Below are 17071 nucleotides of genomic sequence, written 5' to 3'. Positions count from 1 at the left end.
TTGCTGCCATGACTCAGCAGCCCGGCAGACCCGGCACCGTGGCCGTGGCGGTCACCGACGGCATGCCGATCCTCGAACTCGCCGTGCCCTGCCATGTGTTCGGAACACCGCGCCCCGATCTCCATACGCCCTGGTACGACTTCCGGCTCTGCAATCCCACGGAGGGCGACGCCGTCCCGGCCCGACAGTGGTTCACCACGCACACCTCGCACGGCTACCAGGAGCTGGTCGAGGCGGACACCGTCATCGTTCCCGCCAGCGCGGACGTCCGCGGCGAGCCTCCCGCACGGCTCCTGGAGGCCATCAGGGAGGCCCACGACCGCGGCGCGCGGATCGCCTCCTTGTGCTCGGGGGCCTTCGTCCTGGCGGCGGCCGGACTGCTCGACGGGCGCCGTGCCGCCACGCACTGGGAGCACGCTCCGCTGCTGGCCGAGCGCTATCCCGCCGTGGACGTCGACCCCACCGTCCTCTACATCGACGACGGAGACATCCTCACCAGCGCCGGCAGTACCGCCGGCATCGACCTGTGCCTGCACTTGCTGCGCAAGGACCTGGGATCCCGGGTGGCCGGGTCGGTCGCCCGCCACCTGGTCGTCCCTGCCCACCGGCCCGGCGGGCAGGCCCAGTACATCGAGACGCCGGTGCCGCCGGCGGAGACCGACAGCGGGCTGGCCCCGCTGCTGCACTGGGCCGCCGAGCGGCTCCACCAGCCGCTGACCACCCCGCAGCTGGCCCGGCAGGCCGGCACGAGCGTACGGACGCTGATGCGGCGTTTCCATCAGGCGACGGGCACCACCCCTCTCCAGTGGCTCCAGGCCCAGCGCATCACCCGTGCCAAGGAACTGCTGGAGACCACCGACCAGCCGATGGACAGGATCGCCGAGCAGTGCGGACTGGGCAGCGCCGGCAACCTCCGGCTCCACTTCGCCCGCAGCGTCGGCATTCCCCCCAGCGAATACCGCCGCGCGTACCGCGCGGCGGACAGCCGGGCCGCCGGCCCCACTGCCGGTTCTTACACCAAAGTCGCATACCCGGCCGGCCTGCTCCGCAGGTAGAAACAGAGGTGACTGCCCTCGTCAGGACCTCTCCAGGAAAAGGATCTGTATGCCTGTCATCTCTGTCGACATGTGGCACGGCCGGGCCGAAGCGGACAAGGCCGCCCTGGCACGTGAGCTCACCGACGCCTTCCAGCGCGCCTGCGGGAGCACCCGGGAACGCATCTACGTCATCATCCGCGACGTTCCGAAGGAGAACTGGGCGATCGGCGGTGAGATGTGCACGGACCTCCCGACCGTCGCCCCCGCTTCCCAGCCCGCCCCGTCCCCGGCGGACTGACCGGATGCCGTCCTCCGAGCGGTACGCGGAAGGCGACCGCATCCGCAGGGAAGTGCTGGGCGACGCGCACGTGAACTCCATGCTGAGCGACTGGCCTCCGGCGAAGCCGTTGCTCGACCTGATCACGGAGTATCCCTGGGGCTCGGTCTGGGCACGCGAGGGGCTGGACCGCCGGACGCGCAGCCTCATCAACCTCGCCCTCCTCACCGCCTTGAACCGGCCCGAGGAGCTGCGCCTCAACGTCCGCGGCGCCCTGCGCAACGGGTGCTCCGCCGAGGAGATGGCCGAAGTGGCCCTTCAGTGCGCCGCCTACGCCGGTGCTCCGGCCGGCATCGCGCTGATGAAGGCCGTCCACGAGGTCCATGAAGCTCATGAGGACCACGACGCCTGAAGCGGAGCACAGAGGAACGACAAGGGGCGGGCCCGGGGAACTTCCCCGGGCCCGCCCCTTCGGTGCGGCCGTTCAGCGGCCACCCCGGCCGGCGGCGCCGTCAGTGCACGGGCGCCGTCAGCTCCGCGTCCCGCTCGGCAGCGCGCCCGGACGTGGTGAGGCGGTTCAGGCCCTGCTTGAGGCAGGACCGGGCGATGGAGTCGCCCTGGAGCAGCGTGCGGGAGTTGACGTGCGGCCGGGCACCGATCGCGGTGACCCACTGCACCGACTCCACCGGAGGCCCGTAGGAGAACCGGGCCGGGTGGGGAACGCCCCGGCCGTCGATGACCTGGAAGGTCACGTCCGTGACGTCCAGACCGCCGGTCTCGTAGCCCGGGCCCGCCTCGTCGGGGATGAAGTGGGCCCGGCATCCCCCCGCGGCGTGCAGCGACGCCAGCAGCGGGTCGGTGGCCCGGCGCACGTCGGTCACCGGCAGGTGGGCCTCGACGAGCGCCGTCACACTGACCGGCTCGCCCGGCACCTGCGGCGAGCCGGCCAGGAACGCGCCGGACTCCTCGTCGGCCGTCACCTTCATACGGGGGCCGAGCAGCTGGACGACCCCCGCCTCGACCAGGGCTCGGAGCTGCCGGACGCGCGTGGCCGGCGGGCCGCTGGCGGCATAGTTGTTCAGTCCGCTGAACCACCCGTCGATGTGGTCCCGGTAGGAGGCGCCGCTCAGGCCCCGGTGGGAGATCACCTGCCGCACCTCGTCGCGCAGGTCGCGCATGACCGCGGCGGCCGCCTTGACGGCGCTGGTGGCCGGGCCCAGGTCCGAGTGGCGCAGGTCCTCGTCGAGGACGCCGAGGATCCACGCGCGGTAGTCGGCGGAGCCGGCGAACTCGCGCCGGTCCGCGGGGCGGTCGAGCGTCTCCCAGTTCCAGCGCAGCTCCGGATCGGGCACCAGGTCGCTCAGGAGCGCCTCCATCTCCGGGGATCCCCAGGCGTGGCGCGGGTACTCGGCCAGCAGCCGGGCGTGCCCGGCCGGGTCGCCGGTCTCCAGCAGCACCTTGTAGTAGTTCCAGGCGACCTCCTTCGCCACGAGGGGGAACAGGTCACGCATGAAGTCGGTGCGGCCGGTGCCCGCCGGGCCCCTCAGCCGGGCGATCTCGTCGGCGGACAGGAACGTCGCCTGGTAGCGGGGCACGATCTCCTGGCGGATCTCGGCCCGCGCACGGTACGGGACGCCCCGCCCCGAACCGGCGTACATGACAGGCTCGTCGCCGCTCGGCAGATACGTCAGCCCGCCGCCGGAACCGGGGACGAAGCGGCCTCCCCTGCCCTCGGTGAGCAGGGCCATGTAGTCGTAGAAATTCAGCCCGAGCCCCCGCAGGGCGACGGGCTGTCCCGCGCCGATCGGCGTCAGGTCGGCCTCCGCCGGGCTGCTCGGCGGTACGTAGTGCAGGCCGTGACGGCGGGCGAAACCGGTGAGCTCGCGCTGCTTCTCCAGGGGCGCGACGTCGTAGTGCCCCTGCGCGAGGATCACCGCGTCGACCGTCAGCGGCAGCTCCTGGCCCTCCAGGGACACCTGCTGTGCGCCGTCCGCGCACTCGGTGAGCGACGTCGCCCGCGTACGGTGCACCCGGACCCGGACGCCGGACGGAGCGTTGCGCACGATGTGGGCGAAGGCCCAGCCGAGGTACTCCCCCTGGAACGCCCGTGAGGCGTACGACCACGGTTCCATCTCCGCGGCCTCGGCCTTCGCCTCCTCGGTCACGTCGGTGACCTCGCCCTCGGCGACCATGCGCGCCCACTGGTACTGGGTGGGCCCGAACGTCAGCGGGCCCTCGCAGGTGACGGTGTCGTCGGTGAACACGGTCACGTCACCGGCCACGGTGTTCATCAGCAGCCGGCGCGACTGGCCGAGCCGCCACACCCGCCCGCCTCCCGCGGGGTAGGGATCGACGACGTGCACCTCCACCGGTGTGTCGCCCGCGACTTCGGAGGCGTTGGCGCAGATGCGCTCCAGTGCCACGGTGCCCCGGGGCCCGGCACCGACGATGCAGATGCGCAGGGGTTCTGGTTCTGCGGACATGTTGAGGGCGGTCACGCGGAGTCCTCTCGCTTCATTTCCCGGAAGAGGGTGGGGAAGTAGTTGATGTCGTCGGTGAGGCCGGTCAGCAAGGAACCGATGACGGGGCCCGTACTGCCCGCGCCCTTCAGGAGGTCGCTGTTGTGCCGCCGGGTGCGGTCGCCGAACGGCAGGGAGCCCGTGGACAGGTAGCGGATGGCGCCCTCGGCGTCGCGCTTGGGGATGATCTCGGACTTGGCGTAGCGGCTCGCGCTGAAGGGGATGTCCAGGCGGCCGGCCGCGAACGCGTCGGCTATGGCGGTCATGGTGTCGGGCGCGGCGAGGACGGGTTCGACGATGTCGGCGACCTCGTCGACGATCCAGGCGAGCTCGTCGGCGACGCGTTCCTCGTCGGCTGTGACGAAGTCCAGGAGCGGTGAGTTGGCGCGGTCGGCCAGCCGCAGCCCGTCGACGTTCGCGCGGGTGTCGGGGATGCCGAACGCCTCCTGGTAGGTCTTGGTGATGAGTTTGGAGGCCCCGCCGAGGCGGGCGACGAGAGCCCCGTAGAAGATCAGGTCCTCCGCGTTGCCGCGCTTCTTGGGGAAGACCCCCATGAATTCGTGGAGGACGGCGTGCACGTCCACCTCGGGCGGCAGGTAGGTGCGGGCGAGGACGGGGATCGCCCGCAGCGCGGCGACGTCCTGGACGAGGTGGCCGCTCTGCGGGTAGGACACGGAGATGCAGCGCACCCCGGCGCGGGCGGCGAGCACCGCTTCGAGGACGCTGATCGCGAGGCTGATCGAGGGCGGGACGAGCACGGCGGTCAGGGTGCCGAAGAGCTCACGGTCGATGACCAGGCCGAGGTCGGCGAGTTCGCCGCACACCGTGTCGACGTCGTGCCACGCGGCCAGCGACTCCGCGAGCGGGACCGCCTTGGAGTAGGGCAGGTTGTAGGAGATGCCGCCGCCCTCGAAGGAGGTGATGCCGGAGGCTACGGCGACGTCGAAGAGGATGCGGGCGTCGGGCGAGCCGTGGCGGATCTCCAGCGGGGCGGTGACGGACTCGTTGATGTCCCTGCCGCGGAGGTACCCATGGCTGACCAGGGGGTAGCCGTTGAGGTCGGCCGGTGCACGGTTGAGGGAGCGCAGGGCCTGCTCGAAGCGTTTCAGGCGGGTGTGCGAATCGATGGTGAGCGTGAGGATGTCGGGTTGTGCCTGGTCCTCGAGTTCGCGCAGGAGGGCCTTCATCTCCTCGTGGCCGCCGACGCCGCAGCGCGGCTGGATGGCCACCCGGCCCGCGTCGCGGGCGTCCATGAGGACGCGGGCGGCCGTGGGCTTGCCGAGGGAGCGGACGTAGTCGACGGACTCCGCGAGGGGCGGCAGGGCGTCCGTGCCGGGGCTTCCGGAGTGCCCCGGCAGATAGCTGACCTTCGTCATGAGGCCACGGGCAGACGCTGCCGGTCGGCCGTGCGGCCCGACCGCAGCTCGTCGAGTGCGGGCAGGAGCTGGGACGGGTCCTCGAGGATGAGGTCGACGCCCAGGTCCTGGAGGCGCTCCAGGTCCCTGGGGTCCTTCTTGCTGCCGACGGAGAGGTTGCCCCCGACGATGACGGGGCAGGTGATGCGGCCGGCTTCGCGTGCGGCGGGCAGGTCGCGCAGGTCCTCGTGGACGTGGCCGTTGAGGCTGCCGATGATGACGGCTTCGGCCTCGGGGTGCTGCTCGCAGGCCTGGGCGAACTCCTCGACGGGCGTGCAGGTGCCGAGGTTCTCGACCTCGAAGCCGAGGCCGCGCAGGGCGTGCGCGATGAGGTGGTTGGCGACAGCGTGGCTGTCGCTGGCGGCGACTCCGAGGATGACGAGACGGCGTTCGCTGTACGACATGGGATTGCTGCTCCTTCGGGGGGTGACGATGCCGAGCGTGGTGGGGGCCCGCCGCTGGGCCGGGCCGGAGTCAGTCGTCGAAGGCGGCGAAGAGCTCGCGCTTGCTGACCGAGCGCAGCCGGGTGACGTCGTACTCCCCGGCATCGGCGGCCGCGAGGGAGTCGAAGACGTAGTTGATCGCCGGGATCAGGCCCCACACCTCGTGGTACGGGGGCCAGCCGGGGTGCCCCGCCTCGGCGTCCTGCTGGCGGGCGAAGAGGTAGTCGGCCCAGGTGCGGCTGGAGGGCGCGCGGTGGTGGTAGTCGTGGACGACGGTGTCGCCGGTGAGGACCAGGTAGCGCGAGGGGGCGTGGACGAACAGCATGCGCAGGGTCCAGCGGGCCCAGGCCAGGGTGCGCCGCCCGGCGGGGAGGGCCCGGTCGGGGGCGGCTTCGCCGATGAAGATGGCGTTGGTCAGGGACGCGAAGTACTCGCGGCCGCGCCGGACTTCGGTGCCGGCCGGGGGGAAGGTGTGCTTGACGCACAGGCGCAGGGTGTTGCTGACCTGGAAGAGCGGGATCAGCGGGACGAACCAGATGACGAGCAGGGCGTCCCAGGTGCCGGTGGCGATCGTGGCGGCGGCCGCGGCACCGTAGAGCGCCACGGAGGTGACCTTCTCACTCGTCGCCGACTTGTTCCAGAAGGAGCGGGTCCGGGCGACGGCGAAGGCGAGGTGGAAGCGCGGTGAGCCGAGCTTCGCCAGTACGCGGCGCCACATCTGACGTCGCGTCATGCCCGGGTGCAGGCCGAGGCTGACGAGGAACGCCTGCACGGTGGGGTCGCGAAGGGTCATGTGGTGAGCGGCGTGGTGGTCGCTGACGTGCTCGCGGCTGTACCGCTCGAAGTTCTGGATGATCAGCAGGCTGGAAGTGGCCCGGCCGATGGCGGCGTCGAGGGTGCGCTTGCGGTACATGTTCTTGTGGGAGCACTGGTGGTAGACCATCATGCGCAGGTTGCGCATGCCGTGCAGGGTGAGGGCCCACCCGGGCAGCAGCAGGAACAGGAACCAGGACCCCAGCGCCCACCCGGTCGCTCCGACGGCGGCGCCCGCGACCATCGCGGCGACCGCGGCGACGAGGTGGTAGGTCGGCGACCAGCCGAACGGGGCCTGTCCGGCCAGGGGTTTGCCCGTGAAGACGGTGAGCGGGGACTGGAGGAGCCCTGGCAGGCTCCTCATGGTCTCTCTCGGGTCGGGGGACTCGGCGGTGGCCGGGCCCGCCTGCCGCGGATGGGCATCGGTAACGGACACGTACTCTCCTGGATCGATCCGGGTCTGTCATTCCTGGACTTCCTGGAATGGCCCTCCGGCGCCCTCCGGAGGACGGACAAGGGCGGCGGCCGTGGGAATCGACGTCGCGGAGCATGAGCGACGCCCCCGGCCCCGATATCGATCGGGACCGGGGGCGGAACGTCCGGCCGCCGCCTGGAAGATTTCTATCGAACCTCGCAGCCGGCGGCCATTGGACTTTCGTTGAAGAGCTGGTGCGCGTAGGAGACCAGCCCGGCCTGGAGCCGGGACTCGACGCGGAGCTTGCCGAGAATCTGCGCCACGTGCGCCTTGACTGTGCCCTCGGTCACCTGAAGTCGTGTGGAAATACTGCGGTTTGAATGACCGGCCCCCAGCAGCAAGAACACCTGGCATTCCCGGTCGGTCAGCAGGCCGATACGACGACGCTGTTCGAGCCACGATTCCTGCTCAACGGTTTCAGTGCCGATCATGCCTTCCACTGCAACAACACCCCCATTTAAGCGCAGCATCCGAGCACCTACGGATGAAAGAATAACCAGCCTACAGTTCGAGAACTCTTTGCCTCGACAAAAGCCTCGTAAAATGTGTGCCCCATGCATGGACATTTCACCTGATTGCCTGCGATAGGCGTACCTAACGTCGGCGAAAACTCCGGGGTTACCCACTGGGGGAAAGTTGAAACTAATCCTTAGTTTCAACTTTCCAGCCGCCTTTCAACCGGCTCGGTGACCGGTTTTCCCGCCGATCACAGAAGGTCGACCCACGCACACACAGCGCAACGGTGAGCGGGAAACGGCGGCCGCCCCGTACGGACCTCACCGGCGCATTCCGAAGACTCTTCACCGGCCCGGACGGGAGCCGATCGATCGATGCTGACCGAGCACTCCGACACCACCGCATTCCACGGCCCGGCGCCGCCCCGCCCGCCGGCATCCCGGTACAGCAGCACTCTTCCCCTCTTCCCCCGGGCGCCACACCTCCGGAATTCATCCGGAAAATTCAGGGAAATTCATGGGGGAAATTCTGTAGCACCCGCCCCCCGGGAGAAGCCGTTATGTGCCGCGGGCAGGCTCTTCACTCAGGACCAGATCCAGCAGGCCGGGGAAAGCCGCGTCGAACTCGGGCCTGCGCAGCCTGTTCAGACGGCGTGAGCCCGCGTCGCGCTGCTCGACGACCCCGGCCTGGCGCAGCACCGCGAAGTGGTGGCTGCGCGTCGCCTTGGTGACCGGCAGGTCGAACGTGCCGCAGGCCCGGCTCCAGTCGGGCCCGCCCGCGAGCTCCCTCACGATGGTGCGCCGCACGGGATCGGCGAGGGCCGTGAGCGCGTCGCTCAACGTCACGTCGGCGGGATGGACGTGCGAAAGGCTCCGCGCCCGCCGCGACCGGGCACGCCCTCCGGCCGAAGCGGACCCCTCGCCCGCGCCGTACTCCTCACCCGGCGGGCGGGGAGCGGGACTTGACGAAGTGTTCGACTCGGGTCTTACATTCATAGTGATCGACCTCCGTCTAACACTTTATGTCGTCCCAGGAAGCACGGTGGTGTGTCATGCCCGGCCGTTCGCCGTCCCGCCAGGTCGCGGCCGCCGGGAGCGAACCCCCGGCCGCCGTCTCCCGGCCCACCGGCCCCTTCGCCCTCTTCGCCGTCTGTCTCGGCTTCTTCATGGTCCTCATGGACAGCAGCGCCCTCAACGTCGCGCTGCCCGCCGTCCGGGAGGATCTCGCCGGAAGCCTGACCGGCCTGGAGTGGATCCTCAACGGCTACACCATCACCCTGGCCGCCTTCCTGCTCAGCGGAGGCTCGGTCAGCGACCGCTGGGGCGCCCGGCGGGTGTTCGGCGTCTCCCTGCTGGGATTCGTCGTGACCTCGGCGGCGTGCGCGGCGAGCCCGGACCTGGGCTCGCTGGTCATCGCCCGGGTGCTCCAGGGCATCACCGCCGGCGGGCTGCTGCCCGCGTCCCTGGCAGTGATCGCCGCCATGTACCCCGACGCCGCCCGGCGGGCCAGGGCGCTCACCGTCTGGGGCGGGGTCAGCTCCCTCGCGCTCGTCTTCGGCCCCGTGCTCGGCGGAGTGCTGACCACGGCCGTCGGATGGCGTTCGGTCTTTCTGATCAACGTGCCCATCGGGCTGCTGGCCTGGTGGCTGACCAGGCGGCAAGTGCCCCTCTCCGCCACCCGGGAAGCGTCCCTCGACCCGGCCGGTCAGGCGCTGGCCGTCCTGGTCGTCGGCTGCGGCATCGGCGCGCTGATCGAGGGCGGCGACCGGGGCTGGACCGACACCGTGACCTGGGTGCTGCTGGTGGTCACCCTCGTCGCGGGCGCGGCGTTCGTCGCGGTCGAGCGCCGCGTGGCGGCCCCCGTACTGCCCCTGGACCTGCTCGCCCGGCCACGGTTCGCCTGCGGCCTGGTCATCGGCGCGCTGTTCCAGTTCGGTGCCTACGGTGCGCAGTTCGCCCTCTCGCTGCGGCTGCAGAACGCCTGGGGCCTCGACGCGCTCGGCGCGGGGCTGTCGTTCGTGCCCTTCGCCGGGATGTGGGCCTTCGCCTCCTTCTTCCTGGCCCGCGCGGTCACCCGCACCGGCCCGCGCCCGCTGCTGATCGGCGGCGCGCTGGCCGCCGCGGCCGGCGCCTGCGCGCTGCTGCCGCTCGGCGGAGAACTCAGCTGGTGGGTCTTCTTCTGCGGCAGTGCCCTGCTCGGGCTCGGTGCGGGACTGATGGGGCCGAGCCTGCCCGCCGTGGTCCTGGGCGCACTGCCTGCCGACCGCTCGGGCCTGGCCTCCGGCGCGCTCAACGCGCTGCGCCAGATCGGTGGGGCGGTGTCGATCGCCCTCTTCGGCGTCCTGCTCGACGGCTCCCCGGGACCGGCGGGGCTACGGATCTGCCTCGCCCTCGTCGCCCTCGGATTCCTGGTCGTCGTCATCGCCGTACCCGCGGCGCTGCCCTCGCCCTCCCGCGCCCGCACCCCGCGGACCAGCCGTCCCTGACCCCGCCCTCCCTGCATACCGACCCGGAAGGAATCATGCGCGCTGTCGTCGTCACCCAGTACGGAGGCCCGGAGGTCCTCACCGTCGCCGAACTGCCCGGTCCGGTGCCCGGGCCGGGCGAGGTGGTGGCCCGTCCCTCGGCCATCGGCGTCAACTACAAAGACGTCTACGAGCGCGAAGGCCGTGCGAAGCCGGCCCCGCCCTTCACCCCCGGGTCCGAGGGCGCGGGCACGGTGACGGCCGTCGGCGAGGGCGTGACCTCCCTCGCGCCGGGCGACCGCATCGCCTGGTGCGCGGCCCCCGGCAGCTACGCCGAGCAGGTCGTGGTGCCCGCGCGGGCGGCCGTCCCCCTGCCGGCGGACATCACGGACGAGGACGCGGCGGCCCTGCTGCTCCAGGGCCTGACCGCCCACTACCTCACCACCTCCACCCACCCTCCGCACGAAGGCGGGACGGCGCTGGTCCACGCGGCCGCCGGAGGCGTCGGCCGCCTGCTGACCCAGCTGCTCACCCGCCGCGGCGTCAAGGTCATCGCCACCGTCTCCACCCCGGCGAAGGCCGCGGCCGTCCGGCCCCTGGGCCCCTGGCGGACCCTGGTGACCGCCGGTGGCACCGGCATCGCCGCGCAGGTCCGCGACCTGACCGGCGGTCGCGGCGTCGATGTCGTCTACGACGGCGTGGGCCGCGACACGTTCGAGGCGGGTCTCCAGTCCCTGCGCCCGCGGGGCACGTTCGTCCTCTTCGGCGAGGCCTCGGGCCCCGTGCCCGCCTTCGACCCCCGGTTGCTCGCCTCCCACGGCTCTCTCTTCCTCACCCGCCCCACGCTCAACGACCACGCGACCGACCCGGCCGAGCTCCGAGAACGCTCGGCGGAGCTGTTCGCCTGGCTGCGCGGCGGGGAGATCGACGTCTCCGTCGGCGGGCGCTACGGACTGGAGGACGCGGCCCGGGCCCACCACGACCTCCAGCAGCGCAGGACCACCGGCAAGCTCCTGCTCCAGCCGTAGCGGAGGCCGGCGGTCAGCTGCCGTGCAGCTCCTCGATGACCGGGGCGAAGGCCTCCATGCCCGGTTCCAGGACCGTGATGTACGAGAAGCCGTACCGCTCCCGCTGCTCGCGCAGTTGCCCGGCCATCTGCGCGGTCGTGCCGACGAGGAGGATCGGGACCTCCAGGGCCTCGTCCTCGGTGAGGTGCGGGACGCGCTGGAGGAACGAGCGGATCACAGCCCTGCGGTGGCCGGTGGGCACGACCATCTGGATCAGGAGGTTGAGCTCGGCGGGTTCGGCGCGGCCGGCAGCGAACCGGCGGTACGCGGCGACGCGCTCCTCCAGTTGTGCGGCCGTGAGCACGGTCGGGATGCTGCTCGGGGCGCCGGGCTCGGTGCGGGCGCCGGAGAAGGCCGCGACGTCCGCGTGCGCGGCCATCAGCTTCAGCACGCGGTCGCCGTTGCCACCGATCAGATAGGGCGGGCGGGGCCGCTGCAAGGGCCGCGGCCGGTGGCCGGGGAAGGCGAAGAGGCGGTCCAGTTCATCGACGGTGCGCCGAAGATGCGACACGCGCTCGCCGGGCGTCCCGAACGGCAGGCCAGCGGCGTCGTGTTCGGCCTTCGCGTAACCGGTGCCGAGGCCCAGCTCCAGGCGGCCGTCGGTGAGCGCGTCGGTCGCGGCCGCCTCACGGGCGAGCAGCGCGGGGTTCCAGAATCCGGCGTTGAGCACGAACGTGCCGAGCCGCGGCCGCTCGGTCGCCTCGGCCGCGGCGACGATCGCCGGGAAGGGCGCGGGCATGCCGAGGTGGTCGGGGAGCAGGATGACGTCGTAGCCGAGCTCCTCGGCCCTGCGGCACTTCTTGCGCCACTCGCCTCCGTCGGAGGGGGTCATCAAGTTGACACCAAAGCGGAATGGGCGGGTCATGGCCTCTCCTCAGGGACGACGGGCGTTCAGGGGCCAGGTGTCGGCCAGCCGGTCCACGGCGGCGACGACCGGGGCCGTCCCGTCCTCCGCGCGGATGCGGGTGCCCAGGGCACGGGCCCGCTCCCGGTAGGACGGGTCGGTGGTGACGCGCAGCAGGGCGGCGGCCAGGGCGTCCGCGGTGAGGCGGCGCAGCGGTACGGCCGGGGGCGCGACGCCCAGGGCGGTGAGGCGGCCGGCCCAGAAGCCGGTGTCGAGCTGGAGGGGGAGCACCACGGCGGGCACCCCCGCGCGCAGGGCCGCCGCCGTGGTGCCCGCGCCGCCGTGGTGCACAACGGCGGCGGTCTCCGGGAAGAGCGCGGCGTGCGGGAGTTCGCCGACGGTGAGCATGTCGTCGCCGTCGGCCTCCAGTCCGCTCCAGCCGCGCTGGACCACTCCGCGCAGCCCGGCCGCGCGCAGGGCCCGTACCACCGTTGCGCCCACCCGCGCCGGATCGCGCACGGGGATGCTGCCCAGCCCGACGAAGACCGGTGGCGGGCCTGAGTCCAGGAAGTCCCGGACGTGCGGGGGCAGTCCGGTGCCGGGCGGGTCGTGCTGCCACCAGTAGCCGTCGACGGTCAGCTCCGGGCGCCAGTCGCGGGGGCGGGGGACGACGAGCGGGCTGAAGCCGTGCCGGACGGGCCAGCGCTGCCGTTCGCGGGTGCGGCGGGCCGCGCGGGTGCTGCTGGGCGGCAGGCCGAGGCGAGCCCGCAAGGTGCGGGCGGTGCCGGAGTAGACGGCGTCCACGACGGAGTTCACGGCCCGCGCGGCGATCCGGTTGCCGGCCGGGCCCAGGGAGCGGGTGCTCAAGACGCTCGGGGCGAACTCGCGGGTGGCGTGGAGGGGCTGGAGGTAGACGCCCATGCCGGGCAGCCCGAGCCCCTCGGCGAGGGTGTGGCCGAGGAGTTGCAGGGAGCTCGACACGAGCAGGATGTCGGCCTGCTGCGCGGCCGCCAGCAGGCCGTCCGCCATCTGTCGCGCGCCCTGCCGGGCGAGCAGGAAGGCCCGGGCCCGCTGCTCGACGTCGGTGGCACTGCCCCGCAGCGCGCGCCCTCGCGGGGTGTCCAGCTCCGCCCGCGGGTCCACCGGCAACGGGTGGAAGCCGATGCCCGCGTTCTCGGCGAGGGACGCGAAACGGGCGTGGGTGACCAGGGTGACCCGGTGCCCGGCCCGCTCCAGAGCGTGCCCCAGCCCGGTGTAGGGAGCCGCGTCACCGCGCGAGCCGGCGGTCAGCAGAGCCACTCTCATCGGTCCGCTCCCCGCTGGTGACGCCTCGACGCGGTGAGCATGATCTCCCGGACCCGGTCGAGGTACTTGGGCACGCCCGCCGCGGCCGCCGGGGTGTCCGGCATGCTGACCACCAGGTCGGCCCGGTCGGGAAGCCAGTTGAACCACATCGACACGCCACTGGCGTTGTCGGGGCCGGTCAGGATCGTGGCGTCCGCGTGGAGGTAGTCACGGGAACCCGGCGCCGCCCGCCCGTCCAGATAGGACGCCATGGGCGGGATGGCCGGGATGTCGCCCTCGTCCAGCAGCAGTTCGAGCGCCCGGTGCACCGGCACGTCGTACGCCGCGCGGGCGCGCTGGAAGCCTTGCTGTGCGGCGGTGATCGCCCCGGCGAAGGCCGGGGAGGCGGGCAGCCGGAACAGCAGCGGCGCGAGGTTGACCAGCCAGCCGTGGACGTGGAGCAGCCGGGGGTGGGCCCTGGTCGACACGGCGGTGAGCACGCGGTAGACGTCGTTGCCGGTGAACTCCCACTGCGCGAGGGCCAGCGCGGCGAAGGCGCCCGCGCCGAACCCTCCGCCGTGGTGGGCGCAATACGCGCGGAACGCGCGTGCCTGTGCACCGGTGAGCACGGGGTACTGGATGCGGGTGCCGGGCAGCAGTTCACCGGCATCGTTGCCCAGCCCGACCGGAAAGCCGGGGAAGCCGCCGTCCCCCGCGGCCAGGAACTCCGACCACACGGCGAGCTCCGGCGCGGTTGCCGTCAGCGAGGCGGAGCGCTCTTGCTCGCGGCGGTTGTAGTCCAGGTAGCCGGGTGCCGGTGGCAGGTGGACCGAGGTGTTGCCGCGGGCCGCCTGGTACCGGGCGCGGACCTCGTGGAACAGCAGCGCCAGGGAGTGCGCGTCGGTATAGGCGTGGTCGATCGCGAAATACACCGTGGAGGTCGTGTCCCGGCGGATCACTCCGGCGAGGAATCCCAGCCGGCTCGCCGTGGCCTGCTCGTCGATCCGCCGGTGCAGGTGGGCGCGCAGGTCGTCCGCGCTCGTGAACTCGCCCACGCGCACCGGACGCACCGTGAGGGAACCGGGCTGCAGGCGGAAACCGGGCAGGTTCTCGCTGTCCGGCTCGTACCAGGTGTGGAACGCCTCGTGTCTTCGCGCGAGCCCTTGCCACGCGCCGGTGAGCGCGTCGAGATCGGCCCGGCCGTCGAGCTCGAACGCCAAGGCCACCCAGGGCGACTGTCGCCGGCCGGCGGCGCGGTTGGCGGCCGTCGACTGCAAGTGGGCCCGCTGGAAGTACGACGCGGGCACGTCGTGCCGTACGGGCTCCCGGCCGACGGCCGGTTCGAACTCGACCACTTCGCCCGGCTCGGGTCGCCAGTCGAGGATCTGGGTCATACGCACGGTGAGTCTCCTCCTCCAAGGAACGTCCGGTCCTGAGCGGTCTTGCCGACGTGCGGTGCGGGTCCGCGCCCCGAAGGGGCGCGGGGAACTGCCCGACCAGCCCCCGGCCCGCAGATGACGCACCCCGCTTCCCGCGGAGCGCTGAGAGGCGCTCGGCTACGCGGGCATGGGCACGGCTTCGGCACGGTGGCCGTCCGCGACACGGGCGGCGGCGTGCGCGGCGGCCACCACGAAGCGGCCGACGTTCGCGCGGGCAACGGCCGTGTCAGGGAAGCGCGCTGACACGTGCACGCCGCGGTCACTCCTGGTCAGCCACACGTACACCTCGGCATGGCCGTGGATGCGGCTGCGCAGCATCACGTCGTCCGGCCGGGGCGGGGCGCCCGGCACGCGGCGTACGTCGAGGTAGGACACGACGAACCTGGGGTGGATCTCCCTGCGCAGCATCCGGCTGATGTGGGGCAGCGAACTGCCCGGCCCCGGCCTGTGCCTGCGCAGTTCGGCGGCGGCGAGGGCGACGGTGCCGGCGAAGGCCGCCCCGGGAGCCGCCGGGATCCGCACCGGGTGCAGCCCGACGAACCAGCCCGGCGCCGCTCGCCACCGGTCGGGCCGGGTGTTGGCCAGGTTCACCACGGACAGGTGCCGCTCACCCGAGACCTCCGCCGCGGCGAGCGCGAGGCAGGCGAGCAGCCCCGCGGCGGTGCTGCCTCCGCCCGCGCGTGACGCGGCGGCGAACCTGGCGGCCGCCGGCCCGTCGAGAAGCCGGCGGTAGGTGCTGCACTGCGCGTGCGGCCCCTCCGAGGCGCCGAGCGGCAGCGGGAAAGCGGGAGTCCGGCCGTGAGCGCCGCCCAGCAGGGCCCGCCAGGGGGCCGTGCGCTCGGGCCCCACCGGCAGCCGGCCGGCCAGGCTCCGTTCCTCGGCCCCGAAGTCCAGGAACGTCGGACCGGGCACGTCCTCCGCGCTGCCTGCCAGGCGGTCGCGGACCTGCCCCGGGATCATGGCGAGCGTGTAGCCGTCCACGACGCCGTGGTCCGCCCCCGCGAACACCGTCACTCCGGCCGCGCCCTCGACCGTCGCGAAGGCCACCTGCGGCCAGCCCAGGGGGCTGACACTGCGGTCGAAGAAGGCCTCTATCTGCCGCCGGACCGACGCGCCGTCGGCGAAGTCACCGACGTCCTGCCGTCGCAGCGTGACCGCACTCGCAGGGAGCGTGCGGCGTACGCAGCGCCCCGGGGCCGGCACCAGCTTGCTGCGCAGGTGCTCGTATCCGCGCAACCAGGCCGAGAACGCGGAACCCACCCGGTCCAGGGCGGCACGCCCCACGCCGAACGACACCCCGACCCACGCCGGATCCACGTGCCGCGGCCCCCGTGCGGCCGCGGCGCGCACGTGGTGCTCGTGGACGAGCGCGGGCGCCCGCGGGTCGTCCGCCCAGGCCGAGGCCGGGGCGGACGGTGTCCAGAACACCAGCCGGCCGGCGGGCACCGTACTGTCACCCAATTCTGTGAATTCCAAGACTTCACCGGCCCGAAACAGTGCGACGCCGGCCCCGAATCACCATCACGATGCTCTCCTTATGACACCTCGGTGCGGCCGCTGAAGCTAGCGGACGGCGATGAAACCAAGATGAAAGAGAGCCCTCTTGTTGCTCATGGAATGCGCTGGTAGCGTCCGCTCCCGTCAATTCGTTCAGCGCTACGCCGGCTTCTTGGCCGGCCGGCGGAGGGGGAATTCATGAATTCACCGGCAGACACCGGATCATTACCGGCCGCAGGCAGTGCGGAACCGTCCACGGACTACGCCGCGCTGCGCCGCGACCCGGAATACGCCGAGCTGAACCGCGCGCTGCTCGACCTGGTCCCGGTCGGCTCCGGGCCGGCCGTCCTCGACCTGGGGTGCGGAGACGGAGCCGTCAGCGAGCAGCTGCTGCTGCGCGACCCGGCCATGTCCCTGGCCGCTGTCGATCCCGACCCGGCCCTGCTCGACGCGGCACGGGCCCGCCTGGGTGACCGGATCCGCTTCGCCGTGGGCGACGCGGCCTCCGTCTCCCGGCTGTTCCCGCCGGACGCCTTCGACACCGTCGTCCTGGCCAACTGCATCCATCTCGTCCCGGACCTCGGCGAGGCGCTCGGTGCGATCGGGCGGGTCCTCACCGGCGGCGGCCGCCTGGTGTTCAACTCGGCCTTCTACTCGGGCGCGGAGACCGCGGCCGACCTGCCGGCGTACGCCGAGCTGGTCGGCACGGCCCGCCGCCTCGCCCGCAAGCGCGGACTCCCGCCGGCCCGGTCGGCCGGCGGCCGCCCCGCGGGGCTGCGCAGGAGCGCCGCGGACTACCAGGCCGCCCTGGCCGCGGGTGGTTTCACCGGCGTGGTCACCACCGAGCGGGTGTTCACCCTCGGCCGGCGCTTTCTCGCCGCACTGTGCTCGACCCCGATGTTCGCCACCGCGGCCCTGCCCGGCATCGACCGGCATACCGCCGCGGAACTGCTCGCCGAGGCGCTGGAACAGCAATACGAGCGGGCCCCGTTCACCATCACGCGGCGCTGTGTCTACTTCTCCGCGACCAAGCCGTAGAAA

Annotated in this window: 16 protein-coding genes; 6 read left to right on the top strand and 10 right to left on the bottom strand. The window is 72.4% G+C overall.

Annotated features, from left to right (window positions below; translation table 11 throughout):
• The first annotated feature begins 8 nt into the window (after positions 1–8).
• From PS271_RS25610 to PS271_RS25600, 3 genes are read left to right on the top strand one after another with little or no spacing between them, the layout of a single operon-like run.
• Entirely contained in the window at positions 9–1055 is a 1047-nt protein-coding gene (locus tag PS271_RS25610) for a GlxA family transcriptional regulator (RefSeq protein WP_398384970.1), read from the top strand.
• Between the two features lie 49 nt (positions 1056–1104).
• Positions 1105–1335, top strand: a complete 231-nt coding sequence (locus tag PS271_RS25605; protein WP_398384968.1) for a tautomerase family protein — start codon at positions 1105–1107, stop codon at positions 1333–1335.
• Between the two features lie 4 nt (positions 1336–1339).
• Complete coding sequence (locus PS271_RS25600) at positions 1340–1726, top strand: carboxymuconolactone decarboxylase family protein (protein WP_398384966.1); 387 nt, start codon at positions 1340–1342, stop codon at positions 1724–1726.
• A gap of 100 nt (positions 1727–1826) precedes the next feature.
• Here PS271_RS25600 and PS271_RS25595 read toward each other — a convergent pair whose 3' ends face one another.
• The 6 genes from PS271_RS25595 to PS271_RS25570 all read right to left on the bottom strand — a co-directional run bounded on the left by PS271_RS25595 (position 1827) and on the right by PS271_RS25570 (position 8280).
• On the bottom strand, positions 1827–3812 hold the full coding sequence (locus tag PS271_RS25595; protein WP_398384964.1) for an FAD/NAD(P)-binding protein: 1986 nt from the start codon (positions 3810–3812) through the stop codon (positions 1827–1829).
• Positions 3809–5209 carry a methylaspartate mutase gene (locus PS271_RS25590; protein ID WP_398384962.1) on the bottom strand — a complete coding sequence of 467 codons (1401 nt, stop codon included), beginning with the start codon at positions 5207–5209 and terminating at the stop codon, positions 3809–3811. The genes PS271_RS25595 and PS271_RS25590 overlap by 4 nt, the downstream gene beginning before the upstream one ends.
• Complete coding sequence (locus tag PS271_RS25585) at positions 5206–5652, bottom strand: cobalamin-dependent protein (protein ID WP_398384961.1); 447 nt, start codon at positions 5650–5652, stop codon at positions 5206–5208. The genes PS271_RS25590 and PS271_RS25585 overlap by 4 nt, the downstream gene beginning before the upstream one ends.
• Positions 5653–5722: 70 nt before the next feature.
• Complete coding sequence (locus PS271_RS25580; RefSeq protein ID WP_398384959.1) at positions 5723–6940, bottom strand: stearoyl-CoA 9-desaturase; 1218 nt, start codon at positions 6938–6940, stop codon at positions 5723–5725.
• A 185-nt stretch (positions 6941–7125) separates the two neighbouring features.
• Entirely contained in the window at positions 7126–7410 is a 285-nt protein-coding gene (locus PS271_RS25575) for a response regulator transcription factor (protein WP_158673828.1), read from the bottom strand.
• A 582-nt stretch (positions 7411–7992) separates the two neighbouring features.
• On the bottom strand, positions 7993–8280 hold the full coding sequence (locus PS271_RS25570; protein WP_398384957.1) for an ArsR/SmtB family transcription factor: 288 nt from the start codon (positions 8278–8280) through the stop codon (positions 7993–7995).
• A 206-nt stretch (positions 8281–8486) separates the two neighbouring features.
• On the opposite strand from PS271_RS25570, the gene PS271_RS25565 reads away from it, so the two are divergent.
• The gene (locus PS271_RS25565; protein WP_398384955.1) at positions 8487–9920 is read left to right on the top strand and encodes an MFS transporter; all 1434 of its coding nucleotides are present in this window, start codon (positions 8487–8489) and stop codon (positions 9918–9920) included.
• Positions 9921–9955: 35 nt separating this feature from the next.
• A complete protein-coding gene (locus PS271_RS25560) occupies positions 9956–10927 on the top strand; it encodes a quinone oxidoreductase family protein (protein ID WP_398384953.1) in 972 nt (323 codons plus the stop codon).
• Positions 10928–10940: 13 nt separating this feature from the next.
• Here PS271_RS25560 and PS271_RS25555 read toward each other — a convergent pair whose 3' ends face one another.
• The 4 genes from PS271_RS25555 to PS271_RS25540 form a co-directional block, all read right to left on the bottom strand.
• The gene (locus PS271_RS25555) at positions 10941–11831 is read right to left on the bottom strand and encodes an LLM class F420-dependent oxidoreductase (RefSeq protein WP_398384952.1); all 891 of its coding nucleotides are present in this window, start codon (positions 11829–11831) and stop codon (positions 10941–10943) included.
• A gap of 9 nt (positions 11832–11840) precedes the next feature.
• Positions 11841–13115: a glycosyltransferase gene (locus tag PS271_RS25550; protein WP_398384950.1), complete on the bottom strand. Its 1275-nt coding sequence runs from the start codon at positions 13113–13115 to the stop codon at positions 11841–11843.
• Entirely contained in the window at positions 13112–14488 is a 1377-nt protein-coding gene (locus tag PS271_RS25545; protein WP_398387056.1) for a condensation domain-containing protein, read from the bottom strand. The genes PS271_RS25550 and PS271_RS25545 overlap by 4 nt, the downstream gene beginning before the upstream one ends.
• Positions 14489–14650: 162 nt before the next feature.
• Positions 14651–15994: a hypothetical protein gene (locus PS271_RS25540; protein WP_398384948.1), complete on the bottom strand. Its 1344-nt coding sequence runs from the start codon at positions 15992–15994 to the stop codon at positions 14651–14653.
• A gap of 234 nt (positions 15995–16228) precedes the next feature.
• On the opposite strand from PS271_RS25540, the gene PS271_RS25535 reads away from it, so the two are divergent.
• Positions 16229–17068, top strand: a complete 840-nt coding sequence (locus PS271_RS25535) for a class I SAM-dependent methyltransferase (RefSeq protein WP_398384946.1) — start codon at positions 16229–16231, stop codon at positions 17066–17068.
• Positions 17069–17071: the final 3 nt, after the last annotated feature.

It is taken from the genome of Streptomyces sp. SCA2-17 (genome assembly GCF_044336695.1).
Note: the sequence above shows the minus strand (reverse complement) of the source record. Positions and strands in the feature narration are given on the sequence as shown.